Annotated in this window: 13 protein-coding genes; 6 read left to right on the top strand and 7 right to left on the bottom strand. The window is 64.2% G+C overall.

Translation table 11 applies throughout. From position 1 onward, the window contains the following. Window positions 1-72 precede the first annotated feature (72 nt). On the top strand, window positions 73-3972 hold the full coding sequence (gene hrpA / locus D8W71_RS15815; RefSeq protein ID WP_121114614.1) for an ATP-dependent RNA helicase HrpA: 3900 nt from the start codon (window positions 73-75) through the stop codon (window positions 3970-3972). A 75-nt stretch (window positions 3973-4047) separates the two neighbouring features. Here the strand turns inward: hrpA and nrdR are convergent, their stop codons facing one another. Then, on the bottom strand, window positions 4048-4512 hold the full coding sequence (gene nrdR, locus D8W71_RS15810; protein WP_121119320.1) for a transcriptional regulator NrdR: 465 nt from the start codon (window positions 4510-4512) through the stop codon (window positions 4048-4050). Window positions 4513-4623: 111 nt separating this feature from the next. Next, the gene (locus D8W71_RS15805) at window positions 4624-4998 is read right to left on the bottom strand and encodes a hypothetical protein (protein WP_153275388.1); all 375 of its coding nucleotides are present in this window, start codon (window positions 4996-4998) and stop codon (window positions 4624-4626) included. Window positions 4999-5336: 338 nt separating this feature from the next. Here D8W71_RS15805 and lexA point away from each other — a divergent pair, with 338 nt between their 5' ends. Then, a complete protein-coding gene (gene lexA / locus D8W71_RS15800; protein ID WP_236077456.1) occupies window positions 5337-6125 on the top strand; it encodes a transcriptional repressor LexA in 789 nt (262 codons plus the stop codon). 100 nt (window positions 6126-6225) lie between these two features. On the opposite strand, the gene D8W71_RS15795 is transcribed toward lexA, so the two are convergent. The 3 genes from D8W71_RS15795 to ptsP all read right to left on the bottom strand — a co-directional run bounded on the left by D8W71_RS15795 (window position 6226) and on the right by ptsP (window position 10502). Continuing rightward, window positions 6226-7368, bottom strand: a complete 1143-nt coding sequence (locus D8W71_RS15795) for an acyl-CoA dehydrogenase family protein (protein ID WP_121114610.1) — start codon at window positions 7366-7368, stop codon at window positions 6226-6228. A gap of 135 nt (window positions 7369-7503) precedes the next feature. Continuing rightward, a complete protein-coding gene (locus D8W71_RS15790; RefSeq protein ID WP_121114608.1) occupies window positions 7504-8769 on the bottom strand; it encodes a uracil-xanthine permease family protein in 1266 nt (421 codons plus the stop codon). A 23-nt stretch (window positions 8770-8792) separates the two neighbouring features. Next, complete coding sequence (gene ptsP, locus D8W71_RS15785; protein WP_121114606.1) at window positions 8793-10502, bottom strand: phosphoenolpyruvate--protein phosphotransferase; 1710 nt, start codon at window positions 10500-10502, stop codon at window positions 8793-8795. Between the two features lie 190 nt (window positions 10503-10692). Between ptsP and D8W71_RS15780 the strand changes: the two genes are divergently transcribed. The 4 genes from D8W71_RS15780 to D8W71_RS15765 are packed head-to-tail and all read left to right on the top strand — an operon-like array spanning window position 10693 to window position 14854. Next, window positions 10693-11460 carry a DeoR/GlpR family DNA-binding transcription regulator gene (locus D8W71_RS15780; RefSeq protein ID WP_121114604.1) on the top strand — a complete coding sequence of 256 codons (768 nt, stop codon included), beginning with the start codon at window positions 10693-10695 and terminating at the stop codon, window positions 11458-11460. Continuing rightward, a complete protein-coding gene (locus D8W71_RS15775) occupies window positions 11457-12482 on the top strand; it encodes a 1-phosphofructokinase family hexose kinase (RefSeq protein ID WP_121114602.1) in 1026 nt (341 codons plus the stop codon). Before D8W71_RS15780 ends, D8W71_RS15775 begins: the two co-directional genes overlap by 4 nt. 8 nt (window positions 12483-12490) lie before the next feature. Next, the gene (locus D8W71_RS15770) at window positions 12491-14563 is read left to right on the top strand and encodes a PTS fructose transporter subunit IIABC (RefSeq protein WP_121114600.1); all 2073 of its coding nucleotides are present in this window, start codon (window positions 12491-12493) and stop codon (window positions 14561-14563) included. A gap of 33 nt (window positions 14564-14596) precedes the next feature. After that, on the top strand, window positions 14597-14854 hold the full coding sequence (locus tag D8W71_RS15765) for an HPr family phosphocarrier protein (protein ID WP_121114598.1): 258 nt from the start codon (window positions 14597-14599) through the stop codon (window positions 14852-14854). Between the two features lie 2 nt (window positions 14855-14856). Here D8W71_RS15765 and D8W71_RS15760 read toward each other — a convergent pair whose 3' ends face one another. Together D8W71_RS15760 and hflX are read right to left on the bottom strand one after the other, a co-directional pair. Beyond that, window positions 14857-15876 carry a hypothetical protein gene (locus D8W71_RS15760; protein WP_121114596.1) on the bottom strand — a complete coding sequence of 340 codons (1020 nt, stop codon included), beginning with the start codon at window positions 15874-15876 and terminating at the stop codon, window positions 14857-14859. 5 nt (window positions 15877-15881) lie between these two features. Beyond that, window positions 15882-17309, bottom strand: coding sequence for a GTPase HflX (hflX, locus tag D8W71_RS15755; protein WP_236078011.1), 1428 nt, complete (start codon window positions 17307-17309; stop codon window positions 15882-15884). Window positions 17310-17400 lie beyond the last annotated feature (91 nt).

Here is a 17400-nt window from a genome sequence, read left to right as displayed (position 1 = left end):
TGCACAGCGAGCGGTGTTTCGGAGGGAACCGAACCGGGCCCGATATCGAACACGGATTATCCTTGACGAAGAATGTCTACTCCAACGGTATCCGAGCTTCGCCGCTCGCTCCTCGCACGCACGTCCGCTGTTTCGATTCGCGACGAACATCGACTGCGCCGGCGACTCGATCGTGCCCGCACTCCCGATGCCCTCGTGGCGGTCGAAAGCGACATTGCGCGCGCGGAAATAGCATTGATCAACCGTCGCGCAGCCGTACCGACCATCGAATACCCCGAGGCACTGCCGGTCAGCCAACGCAAGGACGACATCGCAGAGGCAATCCAGAACAACCAGGTCGTGATCGTCGCGGGCGAGACCGGTTCCGGTAAGACCACCCAGATCCCGAAGATCTGTCTCGAACTCGGACGCGGCATCCGCGGCTCGATCGGACACACTCAGCCCCGTCGACTCGCTGCGAGAACCGTTGCCGAACGCATCGCCGAGGAAGTCGGTGAATCGATCGGCGAATCGATCGGATACAAGGTCCGCTTCACCGATCAATCTTCCGATTCGACGCTCGTGAAGCTGATGACGGACGGTATTCTGCTCGCCGAGATTCAGCGAGACCGCATACTGCGTCAGTACGACACGCTGATCATCGACGAAGCGCACGAACGAAGCCTGAACATCGACTTCATCCTCGGATATCTGGCGCAGCTGCTCCCCCGGCGCCCCGACTTGAAGGTAATCATCACCTCGGCGACCATCGATCCGGAACGATTCGCGAAGCACTTCGCTCGGGATGGCGTGTCTGCCCCCGTCATCGAAGTCTCGGGACGAACCTTCCCGGTCGAGATGCGTTACCGCCCCCTGACGGTCGACGTAGGCGATACCACCATCGACCTCGACCCCGTCGACGCGACCTGCGACGCCGTCGCTGAGCTGATCGGCGAGGGCGACGGAGACATCCTGGTGTTTCTCTCCGGTGAGCGCGAGATCCGCGACACCGCGGATGCCCTGCGAGACAAGCAACTTCGTGGAACCGAGATCGTCCCACTGTACGCACGGCTGTCCGCCGCCGAACAGCACCGAGTGTTCACCCCGCACGCGGGTCGCCGAGTGGTGCTGTCCACCAACGTCGCCGAGACGTCGCTGACCGTTCCCGGAATTCGCTACGTCGTCGATCCAGGCACCGCACGCATCTCGCGTTACTCGCTGCGCACCAAGGTCCAACGCCTCCCCATCGAACCGATCTCGCAGGCGTCGGCTCGGCAACGCGCGGGCAGGTGCGGGCGCGTCGCAGACGGAATCTGTATCCGCCTGTACTCCGAGGAAGACTTCGACGCTCGGCCACAGTTCACCGAACCGGAAATTCTGCGCACCAACCTTGCGTCGGTCATTCTCCAGATGACGTCTCTCGGCCTCGGCAAGATCGACCAGTTCCCGTTCGTCGAACCGCCGGATCCTCGCAGTATCCGCGACGGCATCGGTCTCCTCGAAGAACTCGGTGCGCTGAAACCCGCCACATCCGCGGGCGAATCGGAGTTGACCCCGATCGGCCGGGAGTTGGCGTCGCTCCCAGTCGATCCCCGCATGGCCAGGATGCTCGTCGAGGCCAACAACTCCGGTGCCCTCGCGGACGCTCTCGTCGTGGTGTCAGCCCTGTCGATCCAAGACGTACGAGAACGACCCGTCGAGCATCAACAGGCGGCGGACGAGAAGCACGCGAGATTCGCCGTGGAGAGCTCCGACTTCCTTGCCTACGTCGAGTTGTGGAAGTACCTTCGCGAGCAGCGAAACGACCTGTCCTCGAACCAGTTCCGGCGCATGTGCAAGAGCGAGTTCCTTCACTACCTCCGCATTCGCGAATGGCAGGATCTGCACGGTCAGCTGCGTCAGATCACACGAGGCCTCGGCTGGAGCGTCCCCGATGCTCCGTCCACCCCGGCGGCGCTGCACCAGTCGCTGCTCGCCGGCCTCCTGTCTCACATAGGGCTGCGTGAGGGTGACAAACGCGAGTTCCTCGGTGCACGGGGAACTCACTTCGCGGTATTCCCCGGGTCCGGATTGTTCAAGAAGCCACCCAGGTGGGTCATGGCTGCCGAACTCGTCGAGACGGGTCGGCTCTGGGGGCGGATGGCCGCTCGGATCGAACCCGAATGGGCCGAACAGCTTGCCCCACATCTGGTGAAGCGCACCTACTCCGAACCTCATTGGTCGACGAAGCGTCAGTCGGCCATGGCATACGAGCGGGTCACTCTCTACGGCATCCCCCTCGTCACGGGTCGGCCGGTGAACTATCACTCGATCGACGCCGAGACCTCGCGCGAGCTGTTCATCAGACATGCACTGGTTCAGGGCGAGTGGACAACACAGCACCCGTTCTTCCACCGCAATCGCGCGCTGCTCGAAGACGTCGGTGAACTCGAGAACCGGGCACGACGACGCGACATCGTCGTCGACGACGATGCGCTGTACGACTTCTACGACGCCCGAATCGCCGCCGAGGCAGTGTCGGCGCGGCACTTCGACACGTGGTGGAAGAAGACCAGGCGACGCACCCCCGACCTGCTCGACTTCACCGCCGAGACCGTCGTGAACCCGGACGCCGCCTCCGTACTCGGCGGTGACTACCCGGATGCGTGGCGGCAAGGGGAAATTCAGTTCCCCCTCACCTATCAGTTCGAACCAGGGTCGGCTGCCGACGGCGTGACCGCGCGCATACCGATCGCTCTTCTCGCGCAGGTCCAGCCGGTCGGCTTCGACTGGCTGGTTCCAGGCATGCGCGCCGAACTGGTGGCAACCCTCATCAAACTGTTGCCGAAGGCACAGCGTCGCACCGTCGTTCCTGCCCCTGACTTCGCTGCGGCAGCGCTCGCATCCATGAAACCGCGCACCGAACCTGTGATCACTGCCTTGGCACGCGAGCTGTCCAGGCTCGGCTCGACTCGAATCGACCCGACCGACTTCGATGTGTCCGGCCTACCAGCACACCTGCAGATGACGTTCGTCGCCGTCGACACCGACGGCAAGCAACTCGGCTCCGCCAAGGATCTCGTAGAGCTGCGAAAATCACTGGCAACCAGGGTGACTCGCGAAGTAGCAAGTGCGGTCGGGGGTGCCGAACGGGCACCGACCCTTGCCTGGACCTCATCGAGCCTGGGAACTCTCGACGAGACCGTGACCAAATCGGTAGCAGGCCAGACCGTCACGGGCTATCCGGCGCTCGTTCACGAGAGCGGTGGCGTAGCGGTGCGCGTACTCAGCACACCGGCGGGTCAACGGGCCGCGATGAGGGATGGGACCCGACGGTTGCTGCTCGAATCGGCTCCGCGGGGTACCAAGGCTCTGATCGCGGGCATTCCGACTCGGGAGCGGCTCGCTCTCGGTCAGAATCCGTACGGCAGCATCGACGACTTGCTCGAAGACTGCCGCAAGACGGCCGTCGACGAAGCGATGGACGCACACGGCGGACCGGTACGGACGCCCGAGGCGTTCGCCGCGTTGTCCAAAGCCGTCGGCGCCGAAGTGACAAGCCGGACGTCCGGCCTCCTCGCGCTCGTTCGCCCGATCCTCACCGAGTCGCTCGAACTCAAAGCCGAACTGGACGGCAAACAGGGTGACGCGGCCGACGACGTCCGCGAACAACTCGCGGCGCTCGTATTCGACGGATTCGTATTCGAATTCGGCTCGTCACGGCTCGCCGACGTTCCGCGGTATCTGAAAGCTGCAGCCGTAAGACTGAATTCACTACCGAGCAGCGCAGCTAGAGACAATGCCGGTCTGGATGTTCTCGACCGCGTCTACGACGCCTACGACCGACTCCTGAAATCTTTGCCCGAATCTCGGCAGAGCAGCAAGCCCGTGCTCGATGTGTTCTGGATGATCGAAGAGCTTCGAGTCGGACTGTTCGCTCAAACCGTCCGAACCGCATATCCCGTATCCGAGAAGCGCGTTCTGAAAGCCATCGCTGCAGCCGGCAGCAGCTAACGTGACCGTACAACGTGACTTGATCGGCGTGACTCGACAGTCGTGATTCGATAGACGCGACTCAGACGCGGTGACTCAATCGACGACGGATGTTTCGCGGTGTACGCGTAGGTCGTGGATTTCCTTCTCGAAATCTTCCGCAGAACTGAAAGATCGATAGACCGATGCAAACCGAAGGTAAGCGACCTCGTCGAGATCCCTCAACGGCCCGAGGATGGCCAGGCCGACCTCGTGGCTGGGAATCTCGGCAGAACCCGAGGCGCGTACTGCGTCCTCAACTTGCTGCGACAGCAAATTCAGCGCGTCGTTGTCTACGTCACGACCCTGGCATGCCCGTCGAACTCCCTTGACGACCTTCTCCCGGGAGAAGGGTTCGGTGACGCCGCTGCGCTTGACGACCGCCAACACCGCCGTTTCGACGGTAGTAAAGCGTCGACCGCATTCCGGACATGACCGACGTCGCCGAATTGCCTGCCCTTCGTCTGCTTCGCGCGAGTCCACCACGCGGGAATCGGGATGCCTGCAGAACGGGCAATGCATGTAAGCGCCTCCGTCGTAGCCGTTGCACACTCTCGAATGACTCGTGAGAGGTACAGGCATCGAGGATACTCGGAGCCCTACGAACGCGCCTCGATCACCCAGCACAGCGCGCTACGGCGTAGACGGGGCATCGAACCCCTGCACGACCGCCACCGGCGCGCCGGAGGATTCTGGCGTCGAGTCGAGCGCGTCCGCGCGTAGATTCGCGACGGCCACCAAGCCGAGGATCACGACGGCCGTCGCAACGACACCCGCGACCATTGCGCTCCACGAGATCTTCTCGTCACGATGTGCGCGATCGGTCTGCGCGTCGGGGGAACCGTGAACGACGGCCGACCCGTGTGCGCCCTGCCGCGCCGCCGTATCCAGCACGTATCGGCGACGTTCCACCGTGCCGCGACGACGGGTGGGCGTGGCCGACCGCGATCGGCTACCGGTCGATGCGCGCAGTGCTGGGGCAACTCGCCGGTCGGTTGTGATGGTCATCGGAACCTCCGCTGGATGGGACGTGTCGAACGCGATCGAATCGGTTATTCGATCAGGCGTTCGATGAACGCTTGTTCGAAGTTCTATCACGCGACTCCGACAAAGTCAGCAGAAAGTGCGACACGGATCGAACAGATGTTTGATCGAACAGCGTTTACGGGCTAGATTCGTGTCAGAAACCACACGTCACATCCACCCCACGCGTTCGACAGGTACTACCGAGACCGGAACTTGGCCCCGAGACTGGAACATCGTCCCGAGACTGGAACATTGCCCGAGGCCGGAGAACTCTCGTCCAGACCGAACCGAACGCGCGTACGACGCAGGAGGACGCACGAATGAAGGACGAGACCTCGTCAGGGTCGGCGAAATCGGCGCCGAGATCGACCGGGCAGTCGACAACGAAGTCGGCGGGCAAACCCGCAGCGGTTCCGACCGCGAAGGCGTTCGAGGGCGAGGGCACCGACATCAACGCCGGACTGACCGAGCGCCAACGCAAGGTTCTCGAAGTCATCAGGGCGTCGGTCACCGAACGCGGGTACCCGCCCAGCATCAGGGAGATCGGGGATGCCGTAGGACTGACCTCGACGTCGTCGGTTGCTCATCAACTCCGCACGCTCGAGCGCAAGGGCTTCCTTCGCCGCGACGCGAACCGTCCCCGCGCTGTCGACGTCCGCGGCCTCGACGAGGTACAGGCCGATCACGCGGCAGCGGTGGCGGACGGATCGGCAACGGCGGAGGATCAGCTTCCGACGCCGACGTTCGTGCCTGTTCTCGGACGTATCGCGGCAGGCGGTCCGATCCTCGCCGAGGAAGCGGTCGAAGACGTGTTCCCGCTTCCGCGCGAACTCGTGGGACAGGGCTCGTTGTTCCTGCTGAAAGTCGTGGGCGAGTCCATGATCGAGGCAGCCATCTGCGACGGCGACTGGGTGGTCGTACGCCAGCAGAGCGTCGCCGACAACGGAGACATCGTGGCCGCGATGATCGACGGCGAAGCCACGGTCAAAACGTTCAAGCGAACGAAGGGCGATGTGTGGTTGATGCCGCACAACCCGCTGTTCGAGCCCATCCCCGGCAACGACGCAGCGATCCTCGGCAAGGTTGTCACGGTAATGCGCAAGCTCTGACGACAAACAATGCTCTGACGACAGACACTGCTTTGACGACAAGCGATGCCAACGGCCCGAAACCTTTCAGGTTTCGGGCCGTTGTACGAAGATCGGCGAACTACAGATCGAGACCGCGTCCGATGATCTCCTTCATGATTTCGGTCGTGCCGCCGTAGATCGTTTGGACGCGAGAATCCATGTACGCCTTGGCGATCGGGTATTCCTTCATGTAGCCGTAGCCTCCGTGCAACTGGAGGCAGCGATCGATGAGCTTGACCTGGTTCTCGGTCGTCCACCACTTCGCCATGGCCGCTTCCTGGACCGTCAACGTCCCGGCGTTGAGAAGTTCGATGAACTTGTCGACCATGATTCTCGTAGCGGTCGCCTCGGTTGCCAACTCGGCAAGAACGAACCGTGTGTTCTGGAACTTTCCGATGGACTTGCCGAAGGCCTTGCGATCACGGCAGTACTGAATGGTCATCTCCAGCGCGGATTCCATCGCGGCGGCTGCGACGACGGCAATCGAGAGCCGCTCCTGCGGAAGATTCTGCATCAGGTAGATGAAGCCCATGCCCTCTTCGCCGAGCAGGTTCGCGGCAGGAACGCGAACATCGGTGAAACTGAGTTCGGCTGTGTCCTGAGCCTTCATGCCGATCTTGTCGAGGTTCCTGCCGCGCTCGAAGCCCGGCATGTCGCGCTCGACGACCAGCAGGCTGAATCCCTGGGCGCCCTTCTCGGGGTCGGTACATGCGACGACGATGATCAGGTCAGCGTTGATTCCGTTGGTGATGAACGTCTTGGAGCCGTTGAGAACCCACTCGTCACCGTCACGAACCGCTCGGGTCTTGATGCCCTGCAAGTCGCTGCCGGTACCGGGCTCGGTCATAGCGATCGCCGTGATCAGCTCACCCGAGCTGAAACCTGGGAGCCAACGCTGCTTCTGCTCTTCGTTGGTCAGCTCGATGAGGTAGGGCGCGACGACGTCGTTGTGCAGTGTGAAGCCGATTCCGCTGTACCCACCACGGGTCGTCTCCTCGGTGACAATGGCGTTGTAGCGGAAGTCCTTGACGCCACCGCCGCCGTACTCCTCGGGGACCGCGGTACCGAGGAATCCCTGCTTGCCTGCCTCGACCCACACATCTCGGTCGACGATGTTCTGCTCTTCCCACTTCGCATGGTTCGGGGCGACGTGCTGGTCGAGAAACTTGCGATACGACTCGCGAAAGAGGTCGTGCTCGGCTTCGAACAGTGTGCGGTCCACTACTTCTCCTTCGAGGTGCTGCCGGGAACGGTGCTGCCCACGGCGGTGCGTGCCGACAAGAATGGCGTTCCCTCGACCCTACGACCGCTCCTCGGCCACAGTCGATGACCGAGCCGTGCGTGATCGGTGACCGTACTAGCGAGTAGCTTTCCGGCTCAGGGCCCGCAACACCGGATATCCGACGAGGATGCCGACCGAACCCCAGGCGATTCCGCCCAGTTCGATGGAGCCGACCTGGAGCGTCAAGTCCCCGATACCGGCCACGATCGCTGCTGCAACCACGGTGAGGTTCACCGGGTCGGTGAAGTCGACCTTGTTGTCGGTCCAGATGCGCACGCCCAACAATCCGATCAAGCCGTAGAGCACCAGCGTTGCGCCCCCGATGACCCCGCTGGGCACCGTGAACACGAGAGCACCGAACTTGGGTGAGAACGCCAGAACGATCGCGGTTGCTGCCGCGACCCAGTACGCCGCCGTCGAGTACACCCGAGTCGCTGCCATTACGCCGATGTTCTCGGCGTAGGTCGTCGTACCCGAGCCGCCTGCGGCGCCGGCGAGTGTCGTGGCGAGACCGTCCGCGATGAGGGCGTCCCCGGCCAAGTCGTCGAGGGGCTTGCCGGTCATGGCGGACACCGCTTTGACGTGACCGACGTTCTCGGCGACGAGAACGATGACAACGGGTAGCGCTATCAGTACGACCGACAGTTCGAATGTGGGCCCACGGAACTCCGGGATTCCGATCCACGCAGCAGCGCGCATGGCGTCGAGCTTGGCCGAGTCGATCTGTCCGAGCACGGCCGCGAACAACCAGCCGATGATCACTCCGACAAGAATGCCGAGACGTCCGAGTAGCCCGGGACCTGCGGCAGTGATCACGAGTATTGACACGAGGGTGACGGCCGCCACCAGCGGTTGAGCCTCGAATGACGTCGTCGCAGCGGGTGCAAGATTGAATCCGATCAGCACGACGACAGCGCCGGTGACCACAGGTGGCATCACGGCTTCGACAACCCGACCGCCGGCGAATCTGACGACGAATCCGACTGCTGCCAGCACGATTCCGACCGACATCACCGCACCGAGTTGCGCCGCGGGCCCATTCGCCTGAGCGGCGCTCAACGGCGCGATGAACGCGAACGACGACCCTAGGTAGCTGGGAATTCGCCCGCGGGTGATGATCAGGAACAGCGCCGTCCCGATGCCCGAGAAGAGCAGGGTCGTAGTGACGGGGAACCCGGTCAAGGTCGGGACGAGCAACGTCGCGCCGAACATCGCGATCACGTGCTGCATGCCGATCCCGACGGTCCGTGGCCACGACAGCCGTTCGTCCGGCGCCACCACTGCGCCTGCAGTGGGCGTTTTACCGTCGCCGTGCAGGGTCCATCCGAAGTTTCGACTCACAAGGAGACGATCCTACGGGGAAATCAGCCGAGTATCGCTGTGACGGCCGCACGCGCCGCCGTGGAACTGTCGGTCTTCAACGCCGCGTCAGCCGCGTCCTTGCACTGCTGCAACGTCACCGAGGACAGCTTCGCTCCGACGTGCGCCACAGCAGCCGACGCCGCAGACAGAGACGTGATTCCGAGCCCGACGAGGACGCAGGCCAACAACGGATCTGCGGCCGCCTCACCGCACACTCCGACCGGTTTGCCAGCCGCTGCTCCTGCTTTCGCCGTGTGCGCGACTAGGGCGATGACGGCCGGTTGCCACGGGTCGGTCAGCGATGCCAGCTGGGACGACATTCGGTCCGCCGCCATCGTGTACTGAGCGAGGTCGTTCGTACCGATCGACAGGAAGTCGACGTGTTCGAGGATGTGCTCGGCGAGAAGGGCTGCCGCTGGAATCTCGATCATGACCCCGGGCTTCAGCCCGCGTTCGCGCGCATCGGACGCGAAGGCAGCAGCCTCGGCCGCGGTGGCGATCATCGGAGCCATGACCCACGGCGCCGACCCCGTTGCCGCCGCGGCCGCGGCGATGCCGTCGAGCTGACGGTAGAGAATCCCCCTGTCCGCCTCGGCGATTCGAATGCCGCGAATTCCGAGTGCCGGATTGGCCTCGTCGGCGTGGTTGGCGAACCGAAGCGGCTTGTCGGAGCCGGCATCGAGCGTTCGCACGACCACCTTCCGGCCGTCGAACGCCTCCAGCACCTGAGCGTAGATCTCGGCCTGTTCGTCGACCGTCGGCTCGACGTCGCGGTCGAGGAAACAGAGTTCGGTGCGGAACAACCCGATCCCCTCGGCGGCTGTCTTTCTGGCTGCCCGTGCCCCTGCACCGTCCTGCACGTTGGCGAGGATATCGACGGTGTGGCCATCGGACGTGGCTCCGGGCCCCGTCCACTGCGACACGCGGTCGAGCTCCGCAAGTGATGTTTCGACGGCGTTCACAGCCTGCGCGGCGTCGGGTTCGAGCACGATGTCACCGGTGATTCCGTCGACGAGCGCGCTCGTTCCCTCGGGCACGTCGTCGAGACCGAATACCGCAACGACACAGGGAATTCCCAGCTGGCGCGCGATTATTGCAGTGTGACTTGTCGGCCCTCCGAGCGACGTTGCGAGCCCAACTACCAGACTCGCGTCGAGGCCGGCAGTATCGGCGGGCGCGAGGTCGTCGGCCAGCAGAACCGAGGGAACCGACGGCGTGGGAACACCGGGTTCGGGGACGCCGAGAATCTCGGCGATGACGCGGTCGCGTATATCGCGCAGATCGGTCACGCGCTCGGCCATCAGACCACCGAGTTTGTCGAACATGGCCACGAACTTCTCGGTCGCGGCATCGGTAGCGGACGTAGCCGGCGTTCCAGCGAGAATCAGCTTCTCGGCAGCCTTGAGCCAACCCCGATCCTGCGCCATGGCTGCGTTGGCGGACAGAACCTCCGACGCGGCGCCGGTCGCCAACTCTGCGCGCCCGCGCAGACGGTCCGCGACGACGGAAGTAGCGCCGCGGAATTTCTCGACCTCGGCGTCACGGGCATCCTCGTCGATGACGGAGGTGTCCACAGGTACGTCGGGACGCCGTCCTGGCCGGATGACCGGGCCGTAACCGACGCCGGGAACGACCGGCGTGCCGCGTAGTACCGACGAACCGGACAAAGGCACGTCTGCCTCCTGCGTCTCGGCGAGATGCGATCCCGTCATGTGTGTCCTCCTACGAACTCGTCTGCGGTTCTGCACCGCTGTGATCGACTGGCTGCGATCAGCTTGTTGTGATCGAGATTACTCTTTGCTCTTGACATGTCAACAGATACGGGCGTAAAACAACATAATCCAACATCTACACCGGGCGAAGCGCAGCCCGCAGGTGCGACCGGAGAGACAGGAGGCGCAGATGTACGCAGAAGAACGGCAGCAGTCCATAGCGGAATTGATCACCACCCGCGGCCGCGTCTCCGTGGCCGACCTGTCCACCTCCTACGGCGTCACGACCGAGACGGTTCGCCGCGACCTCGCCGTCCTCGACCGAGCGGGCATAGTCCGCCGGGTGCACGGCGGCGCCGTACCGGCATCGGCATTGACCATCGCCGAACCAGGCGTCGGTGAGCGCGAGTACACCCGCGCCGAGCAGAAGGACGCGATCGCTGCTGCGGCAGTCGACTACCTACCACCGTCCGGTGGTAGCGCGGTATTCGACGCCGGAACGACGACGGGACGGCTCGCTGCGTTGCTCGGCAATGCTTCCGAACTCACGTTGATCACCAACTCGATTCCCATTGCAGCTCGTGTCGCACCCCTCGGCGGAGTCAACCTGCGCATGCTCGGCGGACGTGTACGTGGCACGACACAAGCAGCAGTCGGCGAGGAAGCACTCAGCGCGCTCGAATGGTTGCGCGTCGACGTCGCGTTCATCGGAACCAACGCCCTCAGCGTCGGCCACGGCCTGTCGACCCCCGACAGTGACGAGGCTGCGGTCAAGCGCGCCATGGTCCGTACGGCCAACCACGTTGTAGTGCTTGCCGATTCGTCGAAGATCGGGCGAGAGCACGTGGTGAGCTTCGCCCGGCTCGACTCCATCGATGTACTGGTCACCGACCCAGACATCGACGACAACGATCACAAGAGTTTGACCGACAACGGAATCGAGGTGGTGATCGCATGATCGTCACACTGACGGCCAACCCGAGCATCGACAGAACAGTGATGCTCGATTCGGAGTTGACGCGCGGCGGAGTGCACCGAGCACGCGGCGCCGTGAACGATCCAGGCGGCAAGGGCGTCAACGTCGCCCGGGTGCTCACAGCGTCCGGTGTGCAAGCGATGGCTGTACTCCCCGCGGCAGAGCACGATCCGCTTCTGGACGCGCTGGCCGGCAAAGGAGTGCGGTACTGCGCTATTGCCACGGCCGATCTCGCCCGCACCAACATCACCGTCAGCGAACCCGGCGGCACGACTACCAAGATCAACGAGCCTGGTGCCGAGCTGACCGCTGCCACCAGAGACGAATTGTTCGCCGCGGTGGTCGATCTCGGCCGTGATGCGACCTGGGTTGCGCTATCCGGTTCGCTCCCGCCCGGGATTCCGGTGGGCTGGTACGGCGAACTGGTGACGGCGCTGCGTACGACGTCGTGCAAGGTAGCGGTGGATACCTCGGATGCGCCGCTGCTGGCACTGGCAGCATCGTTCCCCGAGTCGGCGCCTGACCTGATCAAGCCGAACTCCGAGGAACTCGCGCAACTCACCGGAGTCGACGGGGACGAACTCGAGCGTGCCGCTGCCGCAGGCGATCCGACTGCAGCGGTCGAGGCCAGCCGTATCCTCCTGGGGCGGGGTGTCGGCGCCGTGCTGGCTACCCTCGGCCGCGCGGGCGCAGTGCTGGTGACCGCCGAGGGTTCGTGGTTCGCTACCCCACCCGCAATCGAGGCCATCAGTACCGTCGGCGCAGGCGATTCGTCGCTCGCGGGTTACATCCTCGCCGACATCGAACGTTGCACTCCCGCAGACAGAATTCGCCGCGCAGTCGCCTACGGCACCGCCGCAACCGCGCTGCCGGGGACGACGCTCCCGACACCGGAGCAGACACACCCCGAATCCGTAACGGTACGAGCACTCGACTCGCCCCGCTCCCCGAACCCATCCACCTCCCCCCATTCCGTTTCCTCCACCTCGCAGACACTCTCCTAGGAGCCGTCATGTCCACACCCACCCATGATCCCGCGATCATCGTCGAGGAGCTCGTGCTCCTCGACGCGGATCTCGGCGAGTCCAAAGATGCTGTCATCTCCAGGCTCTCGACCTTGCTCGCCGAGAACGGCCGCGCCACCGATGCAGATCCACTGCGCGACGCAGCCTTGGCTCGTGAGGCGCAGTCCGCCACCGGACTCCCGGGCGGCATCGCGATTCCTCATTGCCGCGCCGACGCCGTCACCACGGCCTCGCTCGGCTTTGCCAGGTTGAACCCGAAGGTCGACTTCGGTGCTCCCGACGGCCCGGCCGACCTGGTGTTCCTCATCGCTGCTCCCGCGGGCGCCGGATCGGCACACATGAAGCTGCTCTCGAGCCTCGCACGTGCGCTGGTCAAGCCCGCGTTCGTCACTTCCCTTCGTGAGGCACCGACTGCAGCGGCCATCGTCGCTCTCGTCGACGGCGTCATCAACCCCGCTCCGAAGGCTGCCCCAGCGAAGGCCGTACCCGAGTCCACACCTGAGACCGCAGCCGTCAGCACCGCCAAGCACTCGGCCCCGGAGACCGCCCCCACTGCTTCGGCGGAGACGCCGAAGCACATAGTCGCCGTCACTGCATGCCCGACGGGCATCGCGCACACCTACATGGCGGCAGATTCCCTCGTCGCCGCGGGTGAGCGAGCAGGCGTCACAGTGCACGTCGAGACCCAGGGTTCGAGCGGCAGCACTCCACTCGACCCCGCGCTGATCGCGAGCGCCGAAGCCGTCATCTTCGCAACGGACGTCGGAGTGAAGAACAAAGAACGGTTTGCCGGTAAACCGGTCATCTCGTCCGGCGTCAAGCGCGCCATCAACGAACCCGACGTGATGGTCACCGAGGCCCTGCGTGCGTCGAACGATCCGAACGCTGCGCGCGTGTCGGGCACGGCTGCAGCGGCGGGCGCAAACAACTCCGGCGCAGGCGAACTCGGCTGGGGCACTCGCATACGCCAGATCCTGCTGACCGGCGTCAGTTACATGATCCCCTTCGTAGCCGCTGGTGGCCTTCTCATCGCCCTCGGGTTCCTTCTCGGCGGCTACGAGATCTCCAGCAATGCCGAAGAGATCGTGATCAACAACTCGATCACGGCGCTCCCCGACGGTGGCCTGAAGGCCTACCTCGGAGCGGTTCTGTTCCAGATCGGCGCGCTGTCGTTCAGCTTCCTCGTCCCTGCGCTGGCCGGTTACATCTCCTACGCGATCGCTGACCGACCGGGTCTGGCGCCAGGTTTCACCGCGGGTGCTGTGGCCGTACTCGTCGGCGCAGGCTTCATCGGTGGACTCGTCGGCGGCCTGATCGCCGGCTTCGTCGCACTGTGGATCAGCCGATGGAAGATTCCGGCCTTGCTTCGCGGCCTCATGCCCGTCGTGATCATTCCTCTGTTCGCCACGCTGATCGTCGGCGCTCTGATGTTCCTCGTCCTCGGCAAGCCGCTGGCCGCCATCACCAGCGGCTTGACCGACTGGCTCAACGGACTGACCGGAACCTCGATCATCATCCTCGGCATCATTCTCGGCCTGATGATGTGCTTCGACCTCGGCGGACCGGTGAACAAGGCTGCATACGCGTTCGCAACGGCGGGCCTGTCGGTCACCGATGTCGCCTCGCTTCGCATCATGGCGGCAGTCATGGCTGCAGGAATGGTTCCTCCTCTCGCAATGGCACTTGCGTCGCTCGTTCGCCCGCGATTGTTCACCGAAGCCGAACGTGAAAACGGTAAGGCCGCATGGTTCCTCGGAGCAGCATTCATCTCCGAAGGCGCCATCCCGTTCGCCGCGGCTGATCCTTTCCGCGTGATCCCCTCGATGATGGCCGGCGGCGCGCTCACCGGCGCGCTCATCATGGCAACCGATGTAACGCTCAGTGCCCCGCACGGAGGTCTCATCGTCTTCTTCGCCATCGGAAAGTTCCTCTGGTTCCTGGTCGCATTGGTCGCCGGAACACTACTGTCGGCGTTCTTGGTCGTGTTTGCCAAGCAGTTCCTCAGAGGTAAGAACGCTCCAACAGAAGAATCCCTCGATCCCGACCTCGTCGCTGCCTGATTCACTCGACATCACCCAAGAAGGAGCACTCACATGCCAAGCACCACAGTCACCGTCGGATCCGCCATCGGTTTGCACGCACGTCCAGCAGCGTTGATCGCCGAGGCGGTGGCCGACGCCGGCGTCGACGTGACCCTCGCAGTCGAGGGTGAAGAGCCGGTCGACGCCGGATCGGCGCTGATGATCATGACACTCGGCGCAGTCAAGGGCACCGAAGTCACCGTCGAGAGCGAGGATCAGGCTGCGCTCGACACGGTGGCGGCGCTGGTGGCGTCCGACCTCGACGCCTGAGCTCAGCTCCGGCGTCGAGCCATCCCGAACGTGTAGAAGATCGACACCAGTAGCAACGCACCGGCGGCGGCCATCGCACCGAGACTCCATCGACCACCCGATGACGTTTCGGTCGGTACCGCCGCCGGAGGCGGTTCCACCAACAATGTTGCGGCGGTGAGCTTTTCGATCGGCGGCAGAATACCTTCGGCAGCCTCGGATGCGACGAGCAGCCCACCGTCGTGGGCGAACGCGACTGCTTCGCCCTGCGGCTGCGCGGGCAGCGCGATCACCGTTGGATCGCCCCTCAACGCGGCCACGACATCCCCGGCTACCACTGGAAACAGGTATACGTCGGTGTAGGTCCGCACGGCGGCCACGGTGCCGTCGACGCTCACTGCTCCACCGGTCGCCAGGATCGAGCCGGTGATGAACGGCGGCCCACCCACCGTGTCCGTTCGCTCGAACGGCAGCTCACCGACCTTCTCGAGGGCGGTGGGTCCCGGCGACGAGAGGTCCGTCACGCTCGCGCGGCCCGCGGGCACGTAGATGCCGCTGACCCCGGAGGGCTCCTTGGTGACGATGACCGGCGTGCCGTCGGGTTCGATCACCAGCGTTTCTGCATCATGGGGACCGTCGGGGTAGGTGAGCCGGTACAGCTCACCCTCCCCCGTCGACGGATCCATCCGAGTCAGTGCAACGGTGTCGCGGCGGCGCTGATTGTCGCCGGTGTCGGACAACCACAGCTGGCCGCCGTAGGAAGCGAGGTCCTCGACGTCGTACGAATCGACGGGCACGTCGAGCCACCGCTCGACCTCGCAGTTCTCACCGAGTACGGTAAGTCGGCGATCGGTGCCGCTGTCGCCGACCGCGTACAGCACGTTGTCGATGGAGGTCAGCCCGGACAGCTCCTCGAGTCCCGGATCCGTCGGCGCGCAGTACGTCTCGAACGACTCGTTCCGAACCTCGGCCTTGGCGCTCGCGGGCACAGGAACCAGTAAGACTGCACCGACCGCGGCTGCGACCCAGATCGACCTTCGCATCGAGCTCAGGCGGTCGCCGGCTCGTACGCGAACTCCGTCAGAACCGACGCCAGTGCAGTCGGCACGCGCGCCTCGACGCGAGTGCCGTCGGCCTCGTGCGAGGAGTGCGAGATCCGCCCCTCGGTGTGTATGCGCGCGACCAGATCCCCCCGTGTGTACGGCACGAGGACGTCCACCTCGGACTCCGGCCACGCGAGGATTTCACCGAGGTGATCTCGCAGTTCGTCGATACCCTCGCCTGTTCGCGCCGATACGAACCGTGCGCCCGGCAGCAACCCGCGAAGCTGGGTAAGCTGGACTGGGTCCGCGGCATCGATCTTGTTGACCACGATCAATTCCGGGGGCATCTTGGTGTCCCGTTCCTTGACGACGTCGACGATCACTTCGCGGACAGCTTTGATCTGATCGGTCGGCAGCGCATCGGAACCGTCGACGACGTGCAGCAGCAGATCTGCGTCGGTTACCTCCTCGAGCGTCGAACGGAACGCCTCGACCAACTGAGTCGGCAGATGCCGGACGAATCCGACGGTGTCGGTCATCACGACGGCACGGCCGTCCTCGAGCGTCGATTTGCGCGACGTCGGATCCAACGTTGCGAACAACGCATTCTGAACCAGCACTCCGGATCCGGTCAGCGCGTTGAGGAGGCTGGACTTCCCTGCGTTCGTGTAGCCGACGATCGCGATGTTCGGTGTCGTGCTGCTCAGTCGACTGTCGCGTTTGGTGTCGCGGGCCTGCTTCATACCCTTGATTTCGCGCCGGAGCTTGGCCATGCGCTCGCGAATACGACGCCGGTCGGTTTCGATCTTCGTCTCACCCGGACCACGAAGACCCACGCCGCCATTACTGCCAGCGCGGCCACCCGCCTGACGCGACATCGATTCACCCCAGCCTCTGAGCCTGGGAAGCATGTACTCCATCTGCGCGAAAGCGACCTGCGCCTTGCCTTCACGCGACGTCGCATGCTGAGCGAAGATGTCGAGAATGAGGGCGGTCCGGTCGATGACCTTGACCTTCACGACCTTCTCCAACGCATTGAGCTGCGCGGGGGTGAGCTCGCCGTCGCAGATCACGGTGTCTGCGCCGGTGGCGAGCACCACATCACGAAGCTCGTGCGCCTTGCCCGAACCGATGTAGGTGGCCGAATCCGGTTTGTCCCTGCGCTGGACGAGGGCATCGAGGACCTCCGAACCTGCGGTCTCGGCAAGCGCGGCGAGCTCGGCCATACTGCTCTCGATCTGCGCAGCCGTTCCGTTGGTCCACACGCCGACCAACACGACCCGTTCGAGACGTAGCTGGCGGTACTCGACCTCGGTGACATCGGCGAGTTCGGTGGACAGTCCCGCAACGCGTCGTAGAGCCGTTCGCTCTTCGAGTTGCATGTCGCCCGCAGACGGGTTCGGGTCATCGCCTGTGAACGTCGAACGCGCGATGCGTCTCGACCATGCCTCGGATTCCTCTCGCGTCCACGCCGAGCCGCTGGTCGACTCGTCGGTCGCTGAATCCTGTCGTTCTGAATCCGTT

It is taken from the genome of Rhodococcus sp. P1Y (assembly GCF_003641205.1).
Taxonomy (GTDB): domain Bacteria; phylum Actinomycetota; class Actinomycetes; order Mycobacteriales; family Mycobacteriaceae; genus Rhodococcoides.
Note: the sequence above shows the minus strand (reverse complement) of the source record. Positions and strands in the feature narration are given on the sequence as shown.